This is a genomic window from Pseudomonas sp. MEJ108, from assembly GCF_030208985.1.
Lineage (GTDB): Bacteria > Pseudomonadota > Gammaproteobacteria > Pseudomonadales > Pseudomonadaceae > Aquipseudomonas > Aquipseudomonas fragariae.
Window position 1 is genome coordinate 1 of the sequence record NZ_JARVSW010000044.1, and the last position, 25,490, is coordinate 25,490.

Here is a 25,490-nt window from a genome sequence, read left to right on the forward strand (position 1 = left end):
GATCCCTCAGCTTCTGGCCGCAGGCCGTAGGAGCGAACTTGTTCGCGAAAAATGCCCGTGCCTCAAACCCAGATAGCATCCCACAGCGGGTAATCCCCAAGCTTTTTAACCAAGCCCGCACGTAAAGGATTGGCCACGATATAACGGGCTATCGGCGCAATATCCTCTTCGTCGCGGATTGCTCTGTCGTGGTACCCGGATTGCCACAAAGCGTGAGGACGGACACACAGTTTTCCAACTGCAATCGAGCTTCGGGCCTTTAATTGTTTCATCAAGCTGGGCAAATCACCGGCCTTGAGTTCAAAAAGCCAGTGGAGATGGTCAGGCATGACTACCCATGCCATAGACTTGACCAGCCCCTGCTCTTCGCAACGCTTCATTTCTCGTACGAGCAGCCGTCCCAGCTGCATTTCGGCGAACACAGGTACACGGCCCTTCGTTACTGAAGTGACCATGTAAATCTGACCAACTGCCGAGTATCTGCCTTTGCGCAGGTGTCGTGTCGTTGCGCAATGAGGCATTCCATCGCCCTCCAGAACCGGTTCAACGTTGAACCTTAGCGTCTGTAGGGCGATGAGCAGAGCGAATGTTTTACAGCCTGCGAGAGATGCTTTCTCGTCGTGAGCATTTGCAAACCGGACGTTTTGTTACAGCCTCACACTCGCAAACGTCGACTCATTACGCGCCTGACTCAGGGCCGACATCGGCCCGGACAGCGGGGCGAGTACCAGGGCCTGCGGGATCGGCATCATCGCGACCTGCTGTGCGGTGTTGGACCCTACGCGCTCGTCACGTGGCGGGATGCCGAAGTATTCGCGGTAGCATTTGGAGAAGTGTGGTGTGGACACGAAGCCGCACACTGACGCCACTTCGATGATCGACATCGGTGTCTGTTTGAGCAGTTGCCGGGCGCGAATCAGGCGCAGTTTCAGGTAGTAGCGCGAAGGCGAACAGTGCAGGTATTTCTGGAACAGCCGCTCCAGCTGCCTGCGCGAAACGGCGACATACACAGCCAGCTCGTCAAGGTCGATCGGCTCTTCAAGATTGGCTTCCATCAGCGCCACGATTTCCTGCAGCTTCGGCTGATTGGTACCGAGCATATGCTTGAGCGGCACGCGCTGGTGGTCCTGTTCGTTGCGAATGCGCTCGTAGACGAACATTTCGGAAATGGCTGCCGACAACTCGCGCCCATGATCACGACTGATCAGGTGCAGCATCATATCCAAAGGTGCGGTGCCACCCGAACTGGTGAAACGGTTGCGGTCCAGCGTAAACAGCCGGGTGCTCATCGACACCCGTGGAAAGGCTTCCTGCATCGAGGCCAGACATTCCCAATGCACGCTGCACTCGAAACCATCCAGCAAACCCGCACACGCCAGCGCCCAACTGCCGGTGCACACGGCGCCCAGACGACGCGACTGACGCGCCTGGCCCTGTAGCCAGCTGACGTGTTCACGCGTGACGGAGCGCTGAATACCGACACCGCCGCAGACGATGACCGTGTCGAGCAAAGGAGCCTTGTGCATCGCCGCATCCGGCGTGATCTGCAGACCATCGCTGGCCCAGACCTGGCCGCCGTCGACACTCAGCGTGGTCCAGCGATACAGCTCGCGGCCCGATAACTGATTGGCCATGCGAAGGGGTTCTACCGCCGATGCGAGGGAGATCAGGGTGAAGTTATCCAGCAGCAGAAAGCCGATGGACTGAGGCGCGCGGTTCTGGGGTTGAGTCCCTTGATTGAACGATGTCATCACACTATCTCCTCTCATATGGCAATGGTTGGCCCCAGGACAGGCTCTTCTTGTAGCCCTCGTTATTGCAGGGCTTGGTAATGACATCGCAAATCCCATGCCGGAATTTGATCGCTCATTCAAGAACACCTGAAAACGACGTCGCGAAGCGTCTACCCGGCTGCGACCCTCATACCTGTTTGCGACGGCGAGGCCGCCGCACGCGGAGTTCGATGAGCAGTTCGGTAGCACTTCAGGGAAACGATCGAGGGGCGTTCACACGCCGAGTGCTACTCAAGGCACATCCCGAGGCAGCCGTGCCGAGGGCAGGCGTTCGCGCTAAAAAGTGGCGGCCTGCAGGGCGCGTGATCGAAAAGCGCGCAGCCGCAAAAAAAGGGCACGCGACCTGGCATGACCACTGGCGGATCCGCCCCGATAATGAACTTGTCGGCGTTACTCCCCTCCAAAGCACCGCGTTCGCGCAGGCACCGACCTGCCAACCGACCGCTGCCGACCTGCGCAGCAACCGTGTAACGTACTGGCCGTTTTTTCGCAGTTCCGACACTGCAACCGGGCGTGCGTACGATGCAACGAATCTGTAAGCGACCTTGCGCGCACTGGATACGACGCCTCCTGCACTGGATACGACGCCCCCTGTAGGCGTTTGATTTTCCCTGTTACATGATCGGTTCCGACTCGATCGCCCGGCGCAGTGATGGAGCTTCGCGAAAAGCCTCGCCAACCCATAAGCCGCGTCAGCGTTCACCTGCTGATGACCAGAAGAAACTCACAGGAGTCCACCCCATGAAAGGTTCCAAATCGTTGCTGTTGGCCGCTACGCTCTGTATGCCGGTGCTAGCCCAGGCAGCCGAGCCAGAGGCCTGTCATACGGTCAACTTCTCCGATGTCGGCTGGACTGACATTACCGTCACTACTGCGGTAACCAGCGCCGTACTCGAGTCACTGGGTTACAAGACCAAAACCACCATGATTTCCGTACCGGTGACCTACAAGTCGCTGGCCGACGGCAAGAACATGGACGTGTTCCTCGGCAACTGGATGCCGACCATGGAAAACGACATCAAGCCCTATCGCGAAGCCGGGACCGTCGAAACCGTGCGTGCCAACCTGGAGAACGCCAAGTACACCCTGGCGGTCCCGGAAGCGCTTTACGACAAAGGCCTGCATGACTTCGCCGACATCGCCAAATTCAAGAAGGAACTGGGCGGCAAGATCTACGGCATCGAGCCTGGCAACGACGGTAATCGCCTGATCCAGAGCATGATCGACAAGAACGCCTTCGGCCTCAAGGACGCAGGCTTCAAGGTCGTTGAATCCAGCGAAGCCGCAATGCTTTCGCAGGTCGACCGCGCCGTGAAACGCAAAAACGATGTGGTGTTCCTCGGTTGGGAACCGCATCCGATGAACACCCGCTTCAAGATGAAATATCTGACTGGCGGCGATGACTTCTTCGGCCCCAACTACGGCCAGGCGACCATCTACACCAACACCCGCAAAGGCTACAGTCAGGAGTGCAGCAACGTAGGTCAGTTGCTCAAGAACCTGTCCTTCACGCTGAACATGGAAAGCACCCTGATGGGCAACGTGCTGGACGACAAGATGAAGCCTGATGCCGCCGCCAAGGCGTGGATCAAGAAAAACCCTCAAGTACTCGACACCTGGCTCGCAGGCGTAAACACCGTCGATGGCAAGCCAGGCCTGGAGGCAGCCAAAGCCAAGTTGACCCAGTAAGCCGACAGCAGGCGGGACTGACCCGCCTGCTGCCCTCTTCACCTTCCGCAAGCGGACACCCGAAATCATGCTGACTGACCATAAAATCCCTCTGGGCGAGTACATCGCCGCATTTGTCGATTGGTTGACGGCCAACGGCGCCGATTACTTCGACGCGATAGCCTCGACACTGGAAATGATGATCCACGGGTTCACTTTCGCGCTGACCTGGTTCAATCCATTCGTACTGATCGGCCTTATCGCCGCCCTCGCGCACTTCATCCAGCGCAAGTGGGGCCTGACGGTTTTCGTCATCCTTTCGTTTCTACTGATCCTCAACCTGCACTATTGGCAGGAGACCATGGAAACCCTGGCGCAGGTGCTCTTCGCCACGCTGGTCTGTGTCGTCATCGGCGTGCCGCTGGGCATCATTGCCGCGCACAAGCCGCTGTTCTACACCATCATCCGGCCGTTACTCGACCTGATGCAGACCGTGCCCACCTTCGTCTATCTGATTCCGACGCTCACGCTGTTCGGTCTGGGCGTGGTACCCGGCCTGATCTCGACGGTGGTTTTCGCCATTGCCGCGCCGATTCGCCTGACCTACCTGGGTATCCGCGATGTGCCTCAGGAGTTGCTGGATGCCGGCAAGGCCTTCGGTTCGTCACGCCGCCAGTTGCTGACACGCATTGAACTGCCCTACGCGATGCCCAGCATTGCAGCCGGCATTACCCAGTGCATCATGCTGTCGTTGTCGATGGTGGTCATCGCCGCCCTGGTCGGCGCCGACGGCCTCGGCAAACCAGTGGTCAACGCGCTGAACACGGCCGACATCGCGCTCGGTTTCGAAGCCGGTCTGGCAATCGTATTGCTGGCCATCATGCTCGACCGCATCTGCAAACAACCCGAAGCCAAGGTAGGGTCCGACGCATGAGTATCATCAAATTCGACAAGGTAGACGTCATCTTCTCCAAGGACCCGCGTGAAGCCCTCAAACTGCTCGACGAAGGCCTCACGCGTGACCAGATCCTCAAGAAAACCGGACAGATCGTCGGCGTCGAAAACGCCAGTCTGGATATCGAAAAGGGCGAAATCTGCGTCCTGATGGGCCTGTCGGGCTCTGGCAAATCCAGCCTGTTGCGCTGTATCAACGGTCTCAACACCGTCAGCCGTGGCTCACTGTTCGTCGAGCATGAAGGCTCGCAGATCAACATCGCCAACTGCAGCGCGGCCGAACTGAAAATGATGCGCACCAAGCGCATTGCCATGGTCTTCCAGAAATTCGCCCTGATGCCCTGGCTGACCGTGCGCGAGAACATCAGCTTCGGTCTGGAGATGCAGGGCCGCCCTGAAAAGGAACGGCGCAAGCTGGTGGATGAAAAGCTCGAGCTGGTGGGCCTGACCCAGTGGCGCAACAAGAAGCCCGACGAATTGTCTGGCGGCATGCAGCAACGAGTGGGTCTGGCACGGGCACTGGCGATGGACGCCGACATCCTGCTGATGGACGAACCGTTCTCGGCGCTCGACCCCTTGATCCGCCAGGGTTTGCAGGACGAACTGCTCGCCCTGCAAAGCAAGCTGAGCAAGACCATTGTGTTCGTCAGCCACGATCTGGACGAAGCACTGAAGCTCGGTAGCCGGATCGCCATCATGAAGGATGGCCGCATCGTGCAATACAGCGTGCCGGAACAGATCGTTCTCAATCCGGCCGATGAATACGTGCGCACCTTCGTTGCACATACCAACCCACTGAACGTGCTGTGCGGTCGCAGCCTGATGCGTACCGTCGAGGAGTGCACCCACGTCAACGGTTCGGTGTGCCTGGACCCGAGTGGCGACTCATGGCTCGATCTGGCCGAAGGCAACGTGATCAAAGGTGCACGGCAAGGTGCCTCGGCCCTCGATCTGCAGAACTGGACCCCCGGCCAGGACGTCGCCTCCCTGGATCGACGCCCCACGCTTGTGCATTCCAACATCGGCATGCGCGACGCGCTGCAGATCCGCTACCAGACCGGCAACAAACTGGTCCTGCAGGACGGCAATAAAGTGGTCGGCATTCTGGGTGATACCGAGCTGTATCACGCGTTGCTGGGCAAAAACCACGGCTGACAAGGCCTGCAACCGACAAGCCCGCTCCACCGCGCTGGACTCATCCAGCCGGGAGCGGGCTTTTTTTCGTCCACAGCCTTCACCCGGGTAACTCCCCTGCCGCTATTTCTGCTCCCTCAGCCGCCATGTCGTAAACGCACCTTTGTGTGGCGTCCATAGGCATTTGGCGTCTTCGGTCCGGCCCTACCATCGCTCTCAGAGGGCTCTGTTCCGCCCGAACGACAAGTCAGGCGCCGCGCCGCCGCTGGGAGATCCGCGATGTTCAGCAAGCAAGACCAGATCCAGGGTTATGACGATGCACTGTTGTCGGCGATGAACGCCGAGGAGCAGCGTCAGGAAGACCATATCGAGCTGATCGCCTCGGAGAACTACACCAGCAAACGCGTGATGCAGGCGCAGGGCAGCGGCCTGACCAACAAGTACGCAGAGGGCTATCCCGGCAAGCGTTACTACGGCGGTTGCGAGCACGTCGACAAGGTCGAGCAACTGGCCATCGAACGCGCCAGACAGTTGTTTGGTGCCGACTATGCCAACGTTCAGCCGCATTCCGGAAGTCAGGCCAACGCAGCGGTCTATCTGGCGCTGCTTCAGGCCGGCGATACCGTGTTGGGCATGAGCCTGGCGCACGGCGGTCATCTGACTCACGGTGCCAAGGTCAGCTTCTCGGGCAAACTCTATAACGCCGTGCAGTACGGCATCGACACCGCGACCGGGCTGATCGATTACGACGAAGTCGAGCGCATTGCCGTCGAATGCCAGCCGAAAATGATTATTGCCGGGTTTTCGGCCTACTCCAAGACCCTGGACTTCCCGCGCTTCCGCGCAATCGCCGACAAGGTGGGCGCCTACCTGTTCGTCGACATGGCGCACGTCGCCGGTCTGGTTGCCGCCGGTCTTTACCCTAATCCGCTGCCGTACGCAGACGTAGTCACCACCACGACCCACAAGACCCTGCGCGGCCCACGCGGCGGTCTGATCCTGGCCAGGGCCAACGAAGAGCTGGAGAAGAAATTCAATTCCGCCGTCTTCCCCGGTGGTCAGGGCGGCCCGCTGATGCACGTCATCGCCGCCAAGGCCGTGTGTTTCAAGGAAGCCATGGAGCCCGCCTTCAAGGCCTATCAACAGCAGGTCATCGACAACGCGCAAGCGATGGCGCAGGTGTTCATCGAACGGGGCTTCGACGTGGTCTCCGGCGGCACCGACAACCATCTGTTTCTGGTCAGCCTGATCCGTCAGGGCCTGACCGGCAAGGACGCCGACGCCGCGCTGGGCCGTGCGCACATCACCGTCAACAAGAACTCGGTGCCCAACGACCCGCAGTCGCCGTTCGTGACGTCTGGCCTGCGCATCGGCACACCGGCCGTTACCACCCGCGGCTTCAAGGTGACCCAGTGCGTCGAGCTGGCCGGCTGGATCTGCGACATCCTCGACAACCTCGGTGATGCCGATGTCGAGGCCGACGTCGCCAGCCAGGTCGCCGCCCTGTGCGCCGATTTTCCGGTTTATCGCTGAGTCAGGAGTAGCCTCACATGCAGCATTACTCAGGCTTCGGCCTTCTCAAGCATTCCCTCAGCCACCATGAAAACTGGCAGCGCATGTGGCGCACGCCGACCCCGAAAAAGGTCTACGACGTGGTCATCGTCGGCGGCGGCGGGCACGGCCTGGCCACGGCCTATTATCTGGCCAAGGAGCACGGCATCACCAATGTGGCCGTGGTCGAGAAAGGCTGGCTGGGCGGCGGCAACACTGCGCGCAACACCACCATCGTGCGCTCCAACTACCTGTGGGACGAGTCGGCCCACCTGTATGAACACGCGATGAAACTGTGGGAAGGCCTGTCCCAGGACCTGAACTACAACGTCATGTTCTCCCAGCGCGGCGTCTACAACCTGTGCCACACCCTGCAGGACATGCGTGACTCCGAGCGCCGCGTCAGCGCCAACCGGCTTAACGGCGTGGACGGCGAATTGCTCAACGGCCAGCAGGTCGCCGAGGAAATCCCGTACCTGGATTGCTCGAAAAACACCCGTTACCCGATCATCGGCGCAACCGTTCAGCGCCGTGGTGGCGTCGCCCGTCACGACGCGGTGGCCTGGGGCTTCGCCCGTGCGGCCGATGCGCTGGGCGTTGACCTGATTCAGCAGACCGAAGTCATCGGCTTTCGCAAGGAAAACGGCGTGTGCATCGGTGTGGAAACCAACAAGGGTTTCATCGGTGCCAAACGTGTCGGTGTGGTCACCGCCGGCAATTCCGGGCACATGGCCAGGCTGGCAGGCTTCCGTCTGCCCATCGAATCACATCCGTTGCAGGCACTGGTTTCCGAGCCGATCAAGCCGATTATCGACAGCGTCATCATGTCCAATGCAGTACACGGCTACATCAGCCAGTCCGACAAGGGCGACCTGGTGATCGGTGCCGGTATCGACAGTTGGGTCGGCTACGGCCAGCGCGGCTCGTACCCGGTGATCGAACACACCATCCAGGCCATCGTCGAGATGTTCCCGGTGCTGTCCCGCGTGCGCATGAACCGTCAGTGGGGCGGCATCGTCGACACCACGCCGGACGCCTGCCCGATCATTTCCAAGACCCCGGTGCCGAACATGTTCTTCAACTGCGGCTGGGGCACAGGCGGCTTCAAGGCCACGCCGGGCTCGGGCAACGTGTTTGCCGCCAGCCTGGCCAAAGGCGAGATGCATCCGCTGGCCAAACCGTTCTCCATCGACCGTTTCCACAACGGCGCACTCATCGACGAACACGGCGCTGCAGCCGTAGCCCACTAACAGGAGAACCCGACCATGCTGCATATCTTCTGTCCTCACTGTGGCGAACTGCGCTCCGAAGAGGAATTCCACCCGTCCGGTCAGGCGCACATCCCGCGCCCGCTGGACCCCGGTGCCTGTACCGATGAGCAATGGGGCGACTACATGTTCTTTCGCGATAACCCGCGCGGCCTGCATCACGAACTGTGGATACACGCTGCCGGTTGCCGCCAGTATTTCAACATGACGCGCAACACCGTGACCTACGAGATTCTCGAGACCTATCCGATCGGTACCAGACCGCAGTTCACGGATCAGGGAGACAAGGTATGAGCCAGACCCATCGCCTGCCCAACGGCGGCCGTATCAATCGCAGCAAGGTGCTCAACTTTACCTTCAACGGCCAGACCTACCAGGGCTTTGAAGGTGACTCGCTGGCCTCTGCCCTGCTCGCCAACGGTGTCGATATCATCGGCCGCAGCTTCAAATACTCCCGCCCGCGCGGCATCTTCGCAGCGGGTTCGGAAGAGCCCAATGCGGTGCTGCAGATCGGCGCGACCGAAGCGACGCAGATCCCCAACGTGCGCGCTACGCAACAGGCGCTGTACTCGGGACTGGTCGCAACCAGCACCAACGGCTGGCCGAGTGTGAACACCGACGTGATGGGCATTCTGGGCAAGGTCGGCGGCAAGCTGATGCCGCCGGGTTTCTACTACAAAACCTTCATGTACCCGCAATCGTTCTGGATGACTTACGAGAAGTACATCCGCAAGGCTGCCGGCCTGGGGCGCTCGCCGACCGAGAACGACCCGGACAGCTACGACGCGATGAACCAGCACTGCGACGTGTTGATCGTCGGCGCAGGCCCGGCCGGTCTGGCCGCCGCGCTGGCAGCAGGTCGCAGCGGTGCCCGCGTGATCATTGCCGATGAACAGGAAGAGTTCGGCGGCAGCCTGCTCGACAGCCGCGAAAGCCTGGACGGCAAACCGGCCGCCGAGTGGGTGTCGACGGTCGTCGCCGAGCTGAAAAGCCTGCGCAACGTCACCCTGCTGCCGCGTGCCACGGTCAATGGTTACCACGATCACAATTTCCTCACCATCCACGAGCGCCTCACCGACCACCTGGGTGATCGCGCGCCGATCGGCATGGTCCGCCAGCGCATGCACCGGGTACGTGCCAAACGCGTAGTGCTGGCCGCCGGTACTCACGAGCGTCCGCTGGTCTATGGCAACAACGATGTGCCCGGCAACATGCTGGCCGGTGCCGTATCGACTTACGTCCGCCGTTATGGCGTGGCACCGGGCAAGAAACTGGTGCTTTCCACCAACAACGATCATGCCTATCGCGTCGCTCTGGACTGGCTCGACGCCAGCCTGCACGTGGTAGCGATTGCCGATGCACGGCATAACCCACGCGGTCCGCTGGTTGAAGAAGCGCGGGCCAAAGGCATTCGCATCCTGACCGGCAGCGCGGTCATCGAGGCCCGCGGCAGCAAGCGCGTGACGGCTGCCCGCGTTGCCGCCATCGACGTCAAGACGCACAGCGTGACCAGCCCCGGCGAATGGCTTGAATGCGACGTGGTTGCCAGCTCCGGCGGTTACAGCCCGATCGTGCACCTGGCCTCGCACTTGGGCGGCAAGCCGGTCTGGCGCGAGGACATCCTCGGCTTCGTACCAGGCGAGGCACCACAGAAACGTATCTGCGTAGGCGGCGTCAACGGCGTCTACAGCCTGGCTGACAGTCTTGCCGATGGCTTCGAAGGCGGCGTGCGCGCTGCCAGTGAAGCGGGCTTCAAGGTGGTCGAAGGCGTGATGCCCAAAGCCCTCAGCCGTGCTGAAGAGCCGACGCTGGCGTTGTTTCAGGTGCCCCATGAAAAAGGCACCGCTCGGGCACCCAAGCAGTTCGTTGATTTTCAGAACGACGTCACCGCCGCCGCCATTGAACTGGCAACGCGCGAGGGTTTCGAGTCGGTCGAGCACGTCAAGCGCTACACCGCGCTGGGTTTCGGCACCGATCAGGGCAAGCTGGGCAACGTCAACGGCCTGGCCATCGCCGCCCGCTCACTGAACGTGTCGATCCCGGAAATGGGCACCACCATGTTCCGCCCCAACTACACGCCGGTGACCTTCGGCGCGATAGCCGGGCGTCATTGCAAACACATCTTCGAACCCGTGCGGTTCACTGCGCTGCACGCCTGGCATGTCAAAAACGGTGCTGAATTCGAGGACGTCGGCCAGTGGAAACGGCCGTGGTACTTCCCGAAAAACGGCGAAGACCTGCCCGCCGCCGTTGCTCGCGAATGCAAGGCGGTGCGCGACAGCGTCGGCCTGCTGGACGCATCGACGCTGGGCAAGATCGATATTCAAGGCCCGGATGCACGCGAGTTTCTCAACCGCATCTACACCAATGCCTGGACCAAACTGGACGTGGGCAAGGCGCGCTATGGCCTGATGTGCAAGGAAGACGGCATGGTCTTCGATGACGGGGTAACCGCCTGTCTCGCTGACAACCACTTCCTGATGACCACCACCACGGGCGGCGCAGCGCGTGTCCTGCAATGGCTGGAAATCTACCAACAGACCGAATGGCCGGACCTGAAAGTGTACTTCACCTCAGTGACCGATCACTGGGCGACCCTGACGCTGTCCGGCCCCAACAGCCGCAAGCTGCTCAGCGAAGTCACCGATATCGATCTGGGCCGTGAAGCCTTTCCGTTCATGACCTGGAAGGAAGGTCTGGTCGCCGGAGTGCCGGCCCGTGTATTCCGTATCTCGTTTACCGGCGAGCTGTCCTACGAGGTCAACATTCAGGCCGACTACGCCATGGGCGTTCTGGAAAAGATCGCCGAGGCAGGCAAACAGTACAACCTGACGCCTTACGGCACCGAGACCATGCACGTGCTGCGCGCAGAGAAGGGTTTCATCATCGTCGGTCAGGACACTGACGGCTCGATGACGCCCGACGACCTGAACATGGGCTGGTGTGTCGGCCGTACCAAGCCGTTCTCCTGGATCGGCTGGCGCGGCATGAATCGCGAAGACTGCGTGCGTGAACAGCGCAAGCAACTGGTCGGCCTCAAGCCGGTGGACCCTGCCAAATGGCTGCCGGAAGGCGCGCAACTGGTCTTCGACACCAAACAGACGATTCCGATGAGCATGGTCGGCCACGTGACCTCCAGTTACGCGCACAACTCGCTGGGCTATTCGTTCGCGATGGGCGTGGTCAAAGGCGGCCTGGCGCGTATGGGCGAACGGGTCTTCGCGCCTCTGGCCGATGGCAGCGTGATCGAAGCCGAGATCGTTTCTTCGGTGTTCTTCGATCCGAAGGGCGAGCGGCAGAACATCGAGTAGCACGCGATGAGCCGATCATCCGCAGCACACAGAATTCAAGCAGGTGAATCATGAGCACAGCCAACGTTTACCAGCAGCGCCCGACCATCGACGTCAAAGCCGAGTCGCCGCTGTTCCATGCAAACCTCGACAGCCTGATTGGCAAGGGGCGCGCCAACCCGGGGGTTTTCCTGCGCGAGAAAAAGCTGCTGGGGCATCTGACGATTCGTGGCAATGCCCATGATCCGGCCTTCGCCACTGGCGTCCACAAGGCGCTGGGCATGGAATTGCCCGCCGCGCTGATGCTGGTCATCAGCGGCGAGAGCTCGCTGCAGTGGCTTGGCCCGGACGAGTGGCTGCTGATCGTGCCGAGCGGCGAAGAGTTTGCGGCAGAACAGAAGCTACGCGACGAACTGAGCGGGCAGCACATCGCGATCGTCAATGTCAGCGGCGGGCAGTCGATTCTTGAACTGAGCGGGCCGAAGGTGCGCCAGGTACTGATGAAGTCCACCAGCTACGATGTGCACCCGGACAACTTCCCGGTGGGTAAGGCAGTCGGCACCGTGTTCGCCAAGTCGCAACTGGTAATCCGCCGGACCGGAGAAGAAACCTGGGAGCTGCTGGTCCGCCGCAGCTTCTCGGATTACTGGTGGCTGTGGCTGCAGGATGCGAGTGCCGAGTACGGGCTGAGCATTCAGGCGTGAAGCGCCCGGAACCGGGGCTGAAACCGCAGCGTCAGTCTTAATGGAGACTCCTGCGGGAGCATTTGCACGATAGCCGACACGATGATTATCGTCCCCACGCTCCGCGTGGGAATGCAGTTCCGGACGCTCTGCGTCCAGCTTGAGCAGGCTGGCTGACACTGTCAGTCAGATTTGCGGATAACGAATACTCTGGAGCATTCATTTAATGAGCCGCGCGCCCGACACATGGATTTTGACCGCCGACTGCCCCAGCATGCTGGGCACGGTAGACGCAGTGACGCGCTTTCTGTTCGAGCAGGGTTGCTACGTCACAGAACACCACTCCTTCGATGACCGCCTCTCGGGACGCTTCTTCATCCGTGTGGAGTTTCGTCAGCCCGAGGCTTTCGACGAACAGGCGTTCAGGGCCGGGCTGAGTGAGCGCGGCGAAACGTTTGGCATGATCTTCGAACTCACCGCGCCCAACTACCGGCCAAAAGTAGTGATCATGGTCTCGAAAGCCGATCATTGTCTCAATGACCTGCTCTATCGCCAGCGTATCAATCAACTATCCATGGACGTGGTCGCGGTGGTGTCCAATCACCCTGATCTTGAGCCACTGGCTGGCTGGCACGGCATTACGTACTACCATTTCCCACTGGACCCGAACGACAAGCCTGCGCAGGAAGCCAAAGTCTGGCAGGTCATCGAAGAGTCTGGTGCAGAACTGGTTATTCTTGCCCGTTACATGCAGGTCCTGTCGCCGGACCTGTGTCGCAAGCTGGACGGCAAGGCGATCAATATCCACCACTCGTTGCTGCCCGGTTTCAAGGGCGCCAAGCCCTACCATCAGGCGTACAACAAGGGGGTGAAGCTGGTCGGTGCCACGGCGCATTACATCAACAACGATCTGGACGAAGGTCCGATCATTGCCCAGGGCGTCGAAGTGGTCGATCACAGTCACTATCCCGAAGACCTGATCGCCAAGGGTCGAGACATCGAAGGGCTGACACTGGCCCGCGCGGTGGGTTATCACATCGAACGGCGGGTGTTCCTCAACGCCAACAGGACAGTGGTTTTGTAGGCGCAAGCTGCAAGCTGCAAGCTGCAAGCTGCAAGCGATCCGTATTTCTCGCCGCTTGAAGCTTGCAACTGTTCTTCTCTGCTCTAAATCTGCTTCATCACAATAAAAGCGAGGTGACATGTATGTCTGGTAATCGCGGTGTAGTGTATCTCGGCGCTGGCAAGGTCGAAGTGCAATCAATTCCTTTCCCGAAAATGGAAGATCCACGCGGCAAGCGCATCGAACACGGCGTGATTCTGCGCGTAGTCTCCACCAACATTTGCGGCTCGGACCAGCACATGGTACGCGGCCGCACCACGGCGCAGACCGGGCTGGTACTCGGTCATGAAATCACTGGCGAAGTATTGGAAGCCGGTCGTGACGTGGAACATCTGAAAGTCGGTGATCTGGTTTCTGTGCCATTCAACGTGGCGTGCGGCCGCTGCCGCAGCTGCAAGGAACAGAACACCGGCGTCTGCCTGACGGTCAACCCTGCGCGTCCCGGTGGTGCCTATGGTTATGTCGACATGGGCGACTGGGTCGGCGGCCAGGCTGAATACGTGCTGGTGCCTTACGCGGACTTCAACCTGCTCAAACTTCCGGACCGCGATGCGGCGATGGAAAAAATTCGCGACCTGACCTGCCTGTCCGACATCCTGCCCACCGGCTACCACGGCGCAGTGACTGCCGGGGTGGGGCCGGGCAGCACAGTCTACGTTGCAGGCGCTGGCCCGGTCGGCCTGGCTGCGGCGGCGTCAGCACGCTTGCTGGGCGCTGCCGTGGTGATCGTCGGCGACGTCAACCCGACGCGTCTGGTTCACGCCAAGGCCCAGGGCTTCGAAATTGCCGACCTGTCCAAGGACACTCCCTTGCACGAGCAGATCGCTGCCCTGCTCGGCGAACCCGAAGTGGATTGCGCCATCGACGCCGTAGGCTTCGAAGCACGCGGTCACGGTCATGCTGGCGCTCAGGCCGAAGCACCCGCCACCGTGCTCAACTCGTTGATGGGCGTAGTGCGCGTCGCCGGCAAGATCGGCATCCCCGGCCTGTACGTCACCGAAGACCCGGGAGCCGTTGACGCCGCCGCCAAAATGGGCAGCCTGAGCATTCGCTTCGGCCTGGGCTGGGCCAAATCCCACAGCTTCCACACCGGCCAGACCCCGGTCATGAAATACAACCGCCAACTGATGCAGGCGATCATGTGGGACCGCATCAAGATCGCCGACATAGTGGGTGTCGAGGTGATCAGTCTGGATGATGCTCCGCGGGGTTATGGCGAGTTTGATTCGGGCGTGCCGAAGAAGTTTGTGATTGATCCGCATGGGTTGTTTAGCGGGGCGTAGATCCATCTTCGATCTTTTAAAGCAGCGTAAAGCAGCGCACTTATGCAGGTGCGCTGTTTCCTGAGAGGTCAGTCGAATTTCCTTTCTAAAACCGCACGGCAATATTCACGGAAGACGTGGGATCTGACTGCCTGAAGTTAACACTTACTGAAATACTTTAAGAATGATCTCTCTGCAACATTTCCCCTCTTCTGATTACCTTCAAGGCACGTGCTTGAGAGCGTGAAAGTCTTGGATACTGATAAATTGTATCCATTGGCAGATCTCCAGTGAGCACACGCTGGAATGGCGTTGCGGGAAGCTCGATACGCTTTGGACGGCGCACCACTCCGCTTGGGAGGTGGTAGATATTACGAGGTGCTATTGAGGACTTAGGGGCGGCCCATCTTGTATGCAGCCGCGCGTCGCTTGGTACCGCAGGTAAACGCCGTCGAGTTTTTAAATGAGCCGGCACATTTTCAGGTTGGGCCAGTTTATTGATGAAATCTGGAACAGCTACGGGCCCTTTAGCCCCTGAAACGCCTCCTGTACGCGTTAAACGCGAGGAGGTTGGACTGCCAGGCACAAGAACGCTATGGCGGTGCTCAGTGACTTTTTTCGCAGCGACCAAAGCTTGTCTATTACGGAATATCAGTGCCAGTATTCGAGCATTAACGTGCCCCGTCGGATCAACCCGATTAACCGGATCCCCCCCACAATACCCATACGCATTCACCCAACCCTCACCAAACGGGCTCAGACTGTCCGGGCTGTTAAACCTCATCAGCACGGGGTTAAACGCCCGATACCCGTTACCCAGCAAATAGTGCCCCGTCACCGGATCAACCCGCTGGCCGGTAAAGCCCGGCAGGTTTGCGGTGCCTGAAGGATGACGATGCCCGTAAGGCGTGTAGGCAAACTCCAACCCCTGAGCGACGGTCACTGACTGCTGTTGATCCGTCGCCAACAACGCGCCGTCGCGCTGATTATTTTCTGCGCTCAGGCACGCCAGCAAATGCTCATCCGTGCGCATAAGCGTGTGCTGAACCTGCCCCTGAATCTGCGTAGCCAAGAGTGTCTTCTGATAAAAAAGGCGAGTGCTACCCTGCCCCGCAGGCGAACAATCGGCCAGGCGATCCAATGGATCGTAGCGATAGACACAGAGCACGGATTGCCCGGACGACGCCATGTTGTCACTCCTTTGAAGTCACCCTATGGCAGCCAGTCTGGGCTGACGCCCTGCTTCCGCCCAGCTAGCAGAACTACTAGGCTGTTCCGCCTGCGGGACAAAAAACGCTGGGGAAGCGCCCTACTCGCGCACAGCCCTCACCAATACCGAGTAGTAATGCTCCTGCACGTAGGCGTTGCTGTCAGGTTCCGGCGCCCCGCGCATGCTGTCGATTGACGGGAAAAGCCCCAGATTCCAGTTCCGTCTGGCCGACAATTGCGGCGTGACTCCGTCTTGATCAGGCTCACGTGCAGGCTCGGACAAATCCGAGGCCAGCACGCCGGTAACCTGCCCGTTCTGGTCCAGCACTTTCCCGGCCACGAACATGAAATGAAACGGGTAGTCCGATGACGGGTTGCTCTCCAGCCCCCCTCGCTCGATGAAACCGATACCTTCACCGATCTCGGGAAATGACTGCTCGCCGACGAAGTAATCAGAGTGGCCGCGTGCATTTATCCAGTCATCGAGCGCTGTTGTCGTGATATTCAGGCTCACCGGCTGACCATCCTGCAGGGCGACGACTTCGACATTGGGCACCACGGGCGTCGGATCGTTAAGGCTCTCGCCCTGGTAATCGAACGCGACTTGTCCACCGGCATATTTCGACACCAGAAACTCGGTGCTGGAGATGCAGCTTTCAGGCACCGCTGCCCTGGCTTCGAGCCTCACGTAGCCGTCACGATCCGCTGCGATGGAGTGGAACAGGCTTGATGGCACGTTAAGCTTGCCGGGCACCAGAACGTCGTCGTTCATGATGTGCAGGTCTTCATGGTGAACCTGAAGCGTTCCGCTTGCTGTGTCATGAGCGGAATGGGACTCGTGGGTTGCGAAGCTATCGGTCGGCCGCCGGGTGCGGATGCTGCAGATCATTTGATCGACGACATTGCCGCCCTTGAGCATTGGCCGGTTGATCAGCGTGAACTCATGCCCGCCGATGTGACGCACCCAGGGCAGTGCCAGGCTCTCGGCGCGCGACCTGCCCTGCGGCGGCACCAGCAGAAACACCCGGTTGCGCTCATCCCATTCGGCCCGGTAGATCCTGCCGTTATCCAGCTTGATGTAGTCACGCCCCTCAATCGAGTAACTGCCGCGCTTTGGCCCGCTGCTGATCGCCTCGGCACCGGTCAGGTCGACAGCCGCGCTGGCAATCCCCACACCTCGGGTTCGCTCGGGATAAAGGGCATCGTCGATGTGCAGTTGCAGTTGCGCACCGCTCAGATGTGCATGCTCGGCCGGCTGCTCCAGGCTGGTGACCGACTCATAGGTGTAGCCGCGCTGCGAGGAAAGAAAAATGCGTCGCGCATCGGTTTCCGAGACGTCATCGAGCGACAGCACGGCGATACTTGCAATTCTCGACGGGTCGCTAAAACAGGCTTCGACATGATCGATGAGCGACCCCGCATGACTCAGGTAAAACTCATCGTGCAGATGCCCCGCCAGCATACCGAGATGCCTGGCAGGCGAATGGGCGAACCAGGCTTTTTCCCCTGACTTCAGGCTGACTTCAGCCATCATCAGGTTGTTGCGGGCCAGCTTCTCCTGAAGCTGACTGACCAAGGCAGCTCGCTCGCTGGCGTGCGGCGGAATGTTTTCCTGCGCGGCCAGCAGCGGCCCGTTCAGACGAAGCTGCTTGAGGATATTTTCCCCCAGGCTTAACTCCCTGGACCTCGATGCCGCTCCCCATTCAATGGTATGGCCCAGCAAGGTATTGGCCAACGCCGCCTGGTTGCGCGCAGCAAAAAGAATGGCCAGTTCCTCGGGGGTATCGAGTACATAGTATGGATTTTCCACCGAGGTAATAGACGAGGGCAGCCGCGACTTGATTTTGGCCACGGCGTCGATGTTCCTGGCGACCCACTGAGGGTTGCGTGCATAGGCTTCGTTCGCCGCTTTCGCGCCATAGAACAGCTCCAGTGCAAAGTCATCATGGGCGATGCCGTCGCGATAATCCGACTGGTCGTGCCACAGGTGAGGCAACGCCCGTTTGGGATCGGCTTGCGGGCTGATTTTCTGCAGGGTCAGGGCAACAGGCCGCTGGTCGTGCAACGTCTCGCCCGGCGCCAGCGCCAGGAAGTGCTCGATGGGCAGCGTGCCGCGATAGTGAACGCCGCGATCCGCTTCGATCACCAGTTCCTGCCCGCGGCCATCACTGAGCGTCGCCAGAACGCCGGCCACGGTTTTTCTGCCGACCAGACCTTGCAGCGTATCGCTTATCCGGACAGTCACGAACATGCCCTGAGCGGCAACAATCTGTGCCTGAATTTCAGGCTTGTAGGTCGGGATTGCGGGCAAGACCCTGGCGACGTCCATGCGGCTGCCGTCAGCGCGAATGAAGGCGGTCGTCTCAACATCGGTGCCCGCATGTTCGAGTACTTCGACATGACCCTTACGCTCGGTGACGTATTTGTGCTCGATCACGCCAAGCGCCACGCTCTGCTGGCTTACCCTGCCATCTGCGTCGATGACCCGCACGGAGGCTGTTTCAAGTGTCACCACGCAGTTGTCATACCAGCTGACCGTGTTGGCGGGAGCCAGAAAACGCTGCGGTCGGCCGCTGAAGCCAAGCGGAAAATCTTCGGTGTGGGCAAAACGTGAAAGCTGCGGGGCGTCGACCGTTGACTGCGGATGCCTGCGCCATTGCCCTGCTTCCAGGTCCAGCGTATGCAGCGGTCGCAATTCCGTTCCCGCCAGCCCGCTGACCATCCGGCAGGCATAGCCGTTGAGCATGTAAATCTTCTCGCTTATCCCACCCAGCAGCACCGCCCGAGCACCGCCCTCGACCATCGCGTTGCCGTTCCAGTCGAGGCGCGTGACCTTTCTGCCCGTGGGCCTTTCGGATATCTGTCCATCCTCGGAGACCCGCCAGTGCGAGCTGCTTGTCGACGGCCGACGCCTCGCGAGGTGTTCGCCCTCGGCTTCGCGCTCGATGGCATCGCTGTGCTCAGGGTGTCGAGCCGTTTCGGTCAGATCAGACCTGTCAGACACGCCGTGCTCGCTGACGATCTGTTGATAATGCAGTGTCGCGGAGCGCAGCCCTTTCACCGCCGATATGCCGCAGTGCAGCGCCGAACGCAGACCGACCAGCAGAAAACCGAAGTTCTTCACCGACGCCTCGTAGTCGTTGGCCCTGATCGACTCGCCGAGGGCCTGGACCTGCTGGCTCATCGTCCAGCTGTTGGTGCCTTGCAGCATCAGCACACCCAGCACCCTGGGAGGGAGCGTGCGCAGCTTGCACAGCACCAGCTCGGCAATGATGTTGAGTGCATCCATCGCGATGCCTTCATCATTGCCGTCGTAAATATCGAACCCCAGGTTGATGAAGTTGCCCAGCACAGGAATCAGTCCGCCGACCTGATGCACCAGTTGCAGCACATGCTGCGCGCTGGTCGACATGTTCTGAATGTCATCATCGTTAGCTCGGGCACTCAACATCTGCCTGAACGCCAGAGCACTGGCTTCAAGGCGGACCTTCTCGTCGGCGCTCAATAACTCGATGCAATGAACCGGCCTGTCACTGTCCGACAGCGTGGCCCCTTCCAGAGATTGCAAGCGCTCGGCGGCAGTACCGGAGACCAGCACGAGCCGCTCGGCCTCCAGCGCCCGGTAGATTTCGGTCGCCTGGATGGCGTAGTTCTCGGCCTCGCGCTTGAACGCTGCTTGTGGTGCGGTCAGTCGAGCAGGCAGAAGGCTGTTGTTGACGAAGGCAACGTTCGCCTCGAATAAACCGGTCAGCTTCGCCTGCAACGCGTCCAGACTTGCGGTGTAACGGGTTTTATCGGCGAGCGCCTGAGCCAGCTGCCCGAGCCGTTCATCACGATTGTCGGCAAGCGCCAGCTCGCGGCGCAGGTCTTCGTCATACACCACACTCAGCAGGGTTCGATAACCAAGCGACTCTTCGTGCCTGAAGAACGTGCCGGTATTGATCCAGCCGGCCTGGTAACTGATATCGAACGAAGACCGCGCAATCACCGGCCAGCAGGATTCGTTCAGCCCCAGATAACGGCACAGTTCACGCGCCACGAACTCCGGCTGGGTCGGCTGCAGAACGACTTGCAGTCGCTGTTGGTCCTCGAGGTTCTGCGCAATCACGCTGTAATAGGCGTTGACGGAATCATTCAAGCGCCGGGTATAGGCCGCCTGACGCTGCGCGTGCGGCAACGCCGGCAGGTCCTCCTGGTAATGGGCCAGCAGATAACGGACCGCGCGCTGCAATGTCACAGCGCGGCCGGCGTCCCATTGCACCTCGCGCAGCTCCTCGGTCAGCGCCACAAACCGCGACCTGATGACGTCATAAGCGCCCAGTGCAAGCGGGTCTACGTACAGAAACGGAGGTTCTTTGCTGCGGATATCGAAGGCTTCGATGTCGATATCGCTCAGCGGATGACGACGCTGGACAGGATTGGGCACGATCACTTGCACGATCAGCCGTTCGATATTGATCGCCCCCTCGGCCTCGCCATAGCGAATGGTATTGATCATGTAAGACGACAGTTCCTGGCGCGCCACGTCTAAATATTCGGCAAGATCTTTCGCGCGCCAGGGATTGACGGTGTGCTGCTCCCGGTAGATATCCTGGTGGCCGTCGCTGTCGTAAACGACCAGTTTCAGGGTGATGCCACCGGCTTGCTGGAACATTGTCAGCAGCGCGTTTTCGTTGTCTTGCAGCGATGCACCGAAATGCCGGTAGCTGTTCAGCAAGGTGCGGCATCGACCCAGATGCCACTGCATCTCCTTCTCCAGCTCAAGGTCGATGACACCGTAATCGTCAGTGCCATGCGCCTGGACCTTGTGCTGCCGAAAGGTGTAGACCTGCGACATATCGAGCATGAAACGCTGGTGTTCTGCCAGGGTGAAAGGCAACGCGGGCGCCATCACTGCGGGGTCGGCTTCGCGCTCTCCGGGCAACAGCGCAGTGATCGCCTGCAGCAGATCGTCTCGGGTGGCAGCCAGGGGAATGTCGACACCGTAGTAATCGAGCAGGCCGTGCAATGAGACGGTTCGATCGTCGCGAATGGCCAGAATGCACCTGGCATCTGCGGACTCCAGATGCGGCGCCAGCGGGGCCAGGCAGTCCGTGAAACGGATCACTCGCAGGTGCAGGTCTGACAGCGTGGCGTGCGCAGGTTGCCGGCCCTCGGAAATGCCCTGCAGTTGCAGCGAGTGAACCGGCCTGCCCTCATTCATCCTGACATGCAGCACACAGGTGAAAGGCTGCCTGAAGTCCACCTGAGTCGTGTTGACCAGATCAAGAACGTAGCGCAGGTCTTTAAGGCGTACCCCGGGCAACAGATCTTCATCGATATCGCCAGCAGGGTCCACGCCGGCGATAGCCCGGAGCAACACCTTGAACTGCTGCACGATAGAACCGCCAAAAGCGACGCTCGCAAACAACGGCGAGTCATCGGCCACGGCCATGAACACTCTGTTGGTCGCACAGGTGCCGGTCGTCACGTCCCGTATTCGTGCCCGCAGCGTATTCAGCAACCTGCGGTAATCGCCCCGGGTACGATCGATGCGCTCGCTTCGGACACACGACGAATGTGACTCGCGCTGATGACTCTGCGCAATATCGAACGCCGCTTTGGCCAGTTCGTGCTCGGGGCCTTCCCCCGATGCCGGCGAAGCGACAGAACGGGTGACGCGTTCTGCGCTGTCGCTGAGGGCGTTCAGGTCGTCATCGAACAGCATTGATTTCAGGGTACTCAGGAGTTCGATGTCGTCGGCCCATCGCCCGAACGAGCTGGCAGCCCCAAGTACCTGGATCTCGTCCAGTAGCGTGAAACCTTCGGGTCGGGGACGTTGCAGAATGGCGGCCAGTTGCTCGTTACCTTCGGTTGCCAGTACGTGCTGAAGGCTTTCCCTGGTGGCAGCTGGCATGGAAGGAAGTGAGGTGTAGGTGTCGGTCATTGCTGATGCTCCGTGCATTCCAAATGACCGACACCATGCTGTTTCGCGGAAAAAGCGGGGTAATACATAGATGTTTCAGGACGACCCAGGTCCAGTCACCGAGCAAATACCGGACGTTGCCGTGGTTCGCGGCCTCGCCCCGGGAACAAGCTTCTGTTCCTCCAGTCAAACCCTCTGCTTCATCGCCCACTCACGGGCGGTTCGAGTTCGATAAAGGTGACGCAATGAAAACTGCACGCGCAATGGCTTTGGCAACGTTGATGGCTGTGGCGGCAAGCCCGGCATTTGCCTTCAATCTGAATGACGCCGCGAACGCGGTCTCCAATGCCACCAATGGCAATCAGAAAGCCACGGCGGCACCCGAAGTCGCGGGGCTGCTCAATACCCTGGGTACGCAGCTCAATGTCACCCCGGAACAGGCGGTTGGCGGGACGGGCGCATTGCTCGGGCTGGCGAAGAACAAACTGACCAGCACCGATTACTCGCAGTTGGCCAAATCGGTCCCGGGCCTGGAGCAAATGTCCGGCACGTCCGCGCTGGACAGTCTGGGCGGCGCCAACGGGCTGGGCAGTCTGCTGGGCGGCAAGTCAGGCAATAGTTCGATGCTCAACAGCGCACTGGGCAACGTGCAGAGCATGGGTGATGTGAACAATGCCTTCAAGGCGTTGGGCATGGACAGCACGATGGTCAGCCAGTTTGCCCCGCTGATTCTGCAATACCTGGGACAGCAAGGTGCCAGTGGTTCGGCGTTGCAGAGTCTGAGTGGGTTATGGGGTACCGGGCGCTGAGCCGGACCTTATACGCGTAGCCTTCCTCAATATATCTCCGCTCTTGTACTGCTTTTTTTGCATAGCGCCCGAGATCATCGCACCTGCTGAATTGAAGGCCGCGCCAACCATGGCGGTGCTGCGGCCTTCAGGTAATTGCCGAGCCCATTTGAAAGCAGCCGCCCCAAACGCTGTCGAGTCGTTTTTTTTCCCGGAGTACACTTGCGACGCCAGTCGCGCGTAATACTCGGCCTGCTCAAAACTCAACCCTGAGTCTCCGTGACTGGCAAAATTGCGATTCACTTGACGGAGGTTTTTGATGAAGGAAGACTGGCTGTCATTGAATGGTTCAAGCGCGTCATCAAGCCATTTTCTACTGCCTTGCAGAGGCATCGGTGAGCTAGCAGCAGGGATTAAGCCTTTGCGGGTTGTTTCAATCACATCGCCAAATTGCGCGCTGATCAGTTTTACCGACTTTAGCGCACGCGGAATGAACACTGCCAAAACCATCCGAAATACTTGTCCCGTCGGATCGACGTTATTGACAGGATCTCCTCCACAGTAGGCATAACCATTTATCCCGCCTTCACCAAACGGGCTCAGCGTATCCGGGCTGTTAAAGCGCATCAGCGTCGGGTTGAACGCGCGAAGTCCATTGCCCAGCAAGTAATGTCCAGTGATCGGATCAATCGTCTGCCCTGTAAAACCAGGTACGCCCAGTGCGGCTGTTTGCAGGGATCGCCTGCCATAAGGGCTGTAGACAAACGCCTGATTGCGCATGGCATCAAGGCTGTGCAGCACCGATCTGGCTTGATCTGTGGCAAGCAGGTCGAACTGGACCTGATCAGATTCCACACGGAGCAATGCCAGTAAAAGATCTTCTGTCTGAACGACAGACTGGCGGGAAGTGCCCTGTATTGCTGTGGTCAGGCGGTTGTTTCGATAGAAACGCCTGACGACCTCCTGCCCCGCTGGCACTATGCTTGCCAGTCGGTCCAGTCCGTCGTAACGGTATAAGCCGATCAGCGAAACATCGGGCGATGACATGAGAGCGGATTCCGGCAACATTAAAGGCCAGTCTCATCCGCCCGTTTCGCCTCGTCTACCTGTCAGAACTGTCAGTGCCCGGGCAACTCCAGCCGCAACGCCGCAATACGCGCGTCCTTTTCGTCCCAAAGCTGATTGACCCAGCCCTGCACTTTCTCGCGAAACACAGGGTCGTTTTCGTAATCGCCCTGCCACAGCGCCGGGTCCAGTTCACGGGTCTTGATATCGACGATCACTTTGGAGACCCGACCGCAGAGCATGTCCCAGAAACCGGGAATGCCTGAATCGGGATAGACGACCGTGACGTCCAGAATGGCATCGAGTTGCTCGCCCATTGCCGCCAGCACGAAGGCTACGCCGCCGGCCTTGGGTTTGAGCAGATGGGTGTAGGGAGAGCCCTGGGCAGCATGTTTGGCTGCGGTGAAGCGCGTGCCTTCCAGATAGTTGACGATGGTCACCGGCTGGCGCTTGAACAGTTCGCAGGCGGCCTTGGTGATTTCCAGGTCCTTGCCCTTGAGCTGCGGATGCTTCGCCAGGAACGCCTTGCTGTAACGCTTCATGAACGGGTAGTCCAGCCCCCACCATGCGAGGCCCAGCAGCGGTACCCAGATCAGTTCCTTTTTCAGGAAGAACTTGAAGAACGGCGTGCGCCGGTTGAGTGCCTGGACCAGCGCGGGAATATCCACCCACGACTGATGATTGCTGATGACCAGATAGGAGGTGTCACCACGCAGCCCCTCATCGCCACGAATGTCCCACTGCGTCGGTATGCAGGTGGCGAAGATGACCTTGTCGATCTCGGCCCAGGTTTCGGCGATCCACATCACCGCCGCTGAACAGCGATCGCGCATCCGGCCTCTGAACAACAGCTTGAGCAACGCAAAAATCAATAGCGGACCGATAAGCAGCAGCGTATTGATCAGTAACAGCAGGGCAACAAAACAGCCGGTGAACAGACGGCGCATGACGGACTCTTGAAGGTTCAGGGGCGGCAATAATAAAGATCCTCGCGTTTTACGCCAATTACACAGGTACTTACAAATGTTTCACGTCTCGGCCTTTATGCTGACGTCACATTTATGTCTGACGAACCTACCGCAGGTTCGCTGTCTAAAACCGGGCGCCAATCAGGCGCTGACTATTGCGAGGAACCTCCCACGTGAAACCGATCCTGGCGCTATTGTCTTTGCTGGCCCTGCCGGTCATGGCTGCTGAACCGACGTTGTATGGTCGCTACGAGAACATCAAGGTTGCGGAAATAGGCCAGACCTTCAAGGCCAAGATGGACACCGGCGCACTGACCGCCTCGCTGTCGGCGAAGGACATCGAGTTGTTCAAGCGCGATGGTGATGACTGGGTACGTTTCCGCCTGGCAACCAAGGGTGCAGACAACAAGGTGTATGAGCACAAGGTGTCGCGGATCAGCAAGATCAAGGGGCGTGCAGAAGGTGACGACGATGACGACGAAAGCATCAACCCTGCCAAGCGCCCCGTCGTTGACCTGGAACTGTGCCTGGGCGACAAGAAGCGCACGGTCGAAGTCAACCTGGTGGACCGCAGCCACTTCAACTTCCCGCTGTTGATCGGCGCCAAGGCATTGCGTGAGTTCGACGCCGCAGTCAATCCGGCCCGTCGTTATACCGCTGACGAGCCTGATTGCTGAGGTTGTTCACAGCCTTCAGCTACCGTGCCGTGCGGCGCAGACCTGTGACGCAGAGCATCACCCACAGCATTCCCACGCTGGAGCGTGAGGAACGATACCGCCCGCGAGAACACCATCGTACCCATGCTCCGCGTGGGTATGCATTTCTGGAC

At 59.7% G+C, this 25,490-nt stretch carries 18 protein-coding genes; 12 read left to right on the plus strand and 6 right to left on the minus strand.

Annotated elements, in window-relative coordinates; genetic code table 11:
- Positions 1-62: 62 nt before the first annotated feature.
- Together QRN50_RS19160 and gbdR are read right to left on the minus strand one after the other, a co-directional pair.
- Complete coding sequence (locus QRN50_RS19160) at positions 63-521, minus strand: REP-associated tyrosine transposase (protein ID WP_011269184.1); 459 nt, start codon at positions 519-521, stop codon at positions 63-65.
- A 126-nt stretch (positions 522-647) separates the two neighbouring features.
- Positions 648-1,751 (minus strand): choline metabolism transcriptional regulator GbdR, encoded by a 1,104-nt coding sequence (gbdR, locus tag QRN50_RS19165; protein WP_003402189.1) that lies wholly within the window; start codon positions 1,749-1,751, stop codon positions 648-650.
- 783 nt (positions 1,752-2,534) lie between these two features.
- On the opposite strand from gbdR, the gene QRN50_RS19170 reads away from it, so the two are divergent.
- From QRN50_RS19170 to fdhA, 10 genes are all read left to right on the plus strand, one after another.
- Positions 2,535-3,482, plus strand: a complete 948-nt coding sequence (locus QRN50_RS19170; RefSeq protein WP_011269185.1) for a choline ABC transporter substrate-binding protein — start codon at positions 2,535-2,537, stop codon at positions 3,480-3,482.
- A 64-nt stretch (positions 3,483-3,546) separates the two neighbouring features.
- A complete protein-coding gene (gene choW, locus QRN50_RS19175; protein ID WP_170846044.1) occupies positions 3,547-4,395 on the plus strand; it encodes a choline ABC transporter permease subunit in 849 nt (282 codons plus the stop codon).
- The gene (gene choV / locus QRN50_RS19180; RefSeq protein ID WP_024641923.1) at positions 4,392-5,570 is read left to right on the plus strand and encodes a choline ABC transporter ATP-binding protein; all 1,179 of its coding nucleotides are present in this window, start codon (positions 4,392-4,394) and stop codon (positions 5,568-5,570) included. Before choW ends, choV begins: the two co-directional genes overlap by 4 nt.
- A 258-nt stretch (positions 5,571-5,828) precedes the next feature.
- Positions 5,829-7,082 carry a serine hydroxymethyltransferase gene (glyA, locus tag QRN50_RS19185; protein WP_024640219.1) on the plus strand — a complete coding sequence of 418 codons (1,254 nt, stop codon included), beginning with the start codon at positions 5,829-5,831 and terminating at the stop codon, positions 7,080-7,082.
- A gap of 17 nt (positions 7,083-7,099) precedes the next feature.
- Positions 7,100-8,350, plus strand: coding sequence for a sarcosine oxidase subunit beta family protein (locus QRN50_RS19190; RefSeq protein ID WP_003402197.1), 1,251 nt, complete (start codon positions 7,100-7,102; stop codon positions 8,348-8,350).
- A gap of 15 nt (positions 8,351-8,365) precedes the next feature.
- Positions 8,366-8,662, plus strand: a complete 297-nt coding sequence (locus tag QRN50_RS19195) for a sarcosine oxidase subunit delta (protein ID WP_003316160.1) — start codon at positions 8,366-8,368, stop codon at positions 8,660-8,662.
- Entirely contained in the window at positions 8,659-11,679 is a 3,021-nt protein-coding gene (locus QRN50_RS19200) for a sarcosine oxidase subunit alpha (protein WP_096127351.1), read from the plus strand. Before QRN50_RS19195 ends, QRN50_RS19200 begins: the two co-directional genes overlap by 4 nt.
- 50 nt (positions 11,680-11,729) lie before the next feature.
- Complete coding sequence (locus QRN50_RS19205; RefSeq protein ID WP_096127350.1) at positions 11,730-12,362, plus strand: sarcosine oxidase subunit gamma; 633 nt, start codon at positions 11,730-11,732, stop codon at positions 12,360-12,362.
- A 205-nt stretch (positions 12,363-12,567) separates the two neighbouring features.
- Entirely contained in the window at positions 12,568-13,425 is an 858-nt protein-coding gene (gene purU / locus QRN50_RS19210; protein ID WP_003402204.1) for a formyltetrahydrofolate deformylase, read from the plus strand.
- Between the two features lie 122 nt (positions 13,426-13,547).
- Positions 13,548-14,747 (plus strand): formaldehyde dehydrogenase, glutathione-independent, encoded by a 1,200-nt coding sequence (fdhA, locus tag QRN50_RS19215; RefSeq protein WP_003402205.1) that lies wholly within the window; start codon positions 13,548-13,550, stop codon positions 14,745-14,747.
- 157 nt (positions 14,748-14,904) lie between these two features.
- On the opposite strand, the gene QRN50_RS19220 is transcribed toward fdhA, so the two are convergent.
- Together QRN50_RS19220 and QRN50_RS19225 are read right to left on the minus strand one after the other, a co-directional pair.
- Positions 14,905-15,915 (minus strand): RHS repeat-associated core domain-containing protein, encoded by a 1,011-nt coding sequence (locus tag QRN50_RS19220; protein ID WP_229768854.1) that lies wholly within the window; start codon positions 15,913-15,915, stop codon positions 14,905-14,907.
- Positions 15,916-16,035: 120 nt separating this feature from the next.
- A complete protein-coding gene (locus QRN50_RS19225) occupies positions 16,036-21,861 on the minus strand; it encodes a hypothetical protein (protein ID WP_096127349.1) in 5,826 nt (1,941 codons plus the stop codon).
- 224 nt (positions 21,862-22,085) lie between these two features.
- Here QRN50_RS19225 and QRN50_RS19230 point away from each other — a divergent pair, with 224 nt between their 5' ends.
- A complete protein-coding gene (locus QRN50_RS19230) occupies positions 22,086-22,649 on the plus strand; it encodes a DUF2780 domain-containing protein (RefSeq protein ID WP_024652480.1) in 564 nt (187 codons plus the stop codon).
- Here QRN50_RS19230 and QRN50_RS19235 read toward each other — a convergent pair.
- Both QRN50_RS19235 and yihG read right to left on the minus strand, forming a co-directional pair.
- Positions 22,629-23,675, minus strand: a complete 1,047-nt coding sequence (locus QRN50_RS19235; protein ID WP_024640211.1) for an RHS repeat-associated core domain-containing protein — start codon at positions 23,673-23,675, stop codon at positions 22,629-22,631. The genes QRN50_RS19230 and QRN50_RS19235 overlap by 21 nt on opposite strands.
- Before the next feature lie 71 nt (positions 23,676-23,746).
- On the minus strand, positions 23,747-24,640 hold the full coding sequence (yihG, locus tag QRN50_RS19240; protein WP_024641133.1) for a 1-acylglycerol-3-phosphate O-acyltransferase, YihG family: 894 nt from the start codon (positions 24,638-24,640) through the stop codon (positions 23,747-23,749).
- Between the two features lie 194 nt (positions 24,641-24,834).
- On the opposite strand from yihG, the gene rloA2 reads away from it, so the two are divergent.
- On the plus strand, positions 24,835-25,338 hold the full coding sequence (gene rloA2, locus QRN50_RS19245) for a retropepsin-like aspartic peptidase RloA2 (protein ID WP_003402218.1): 504 nt from the start codon (positions 24,835-24,837) through the stop codon (positions 25,336-25,338).
- Positions 25,339-25,490: the final 152 nt, after the last annotated feature.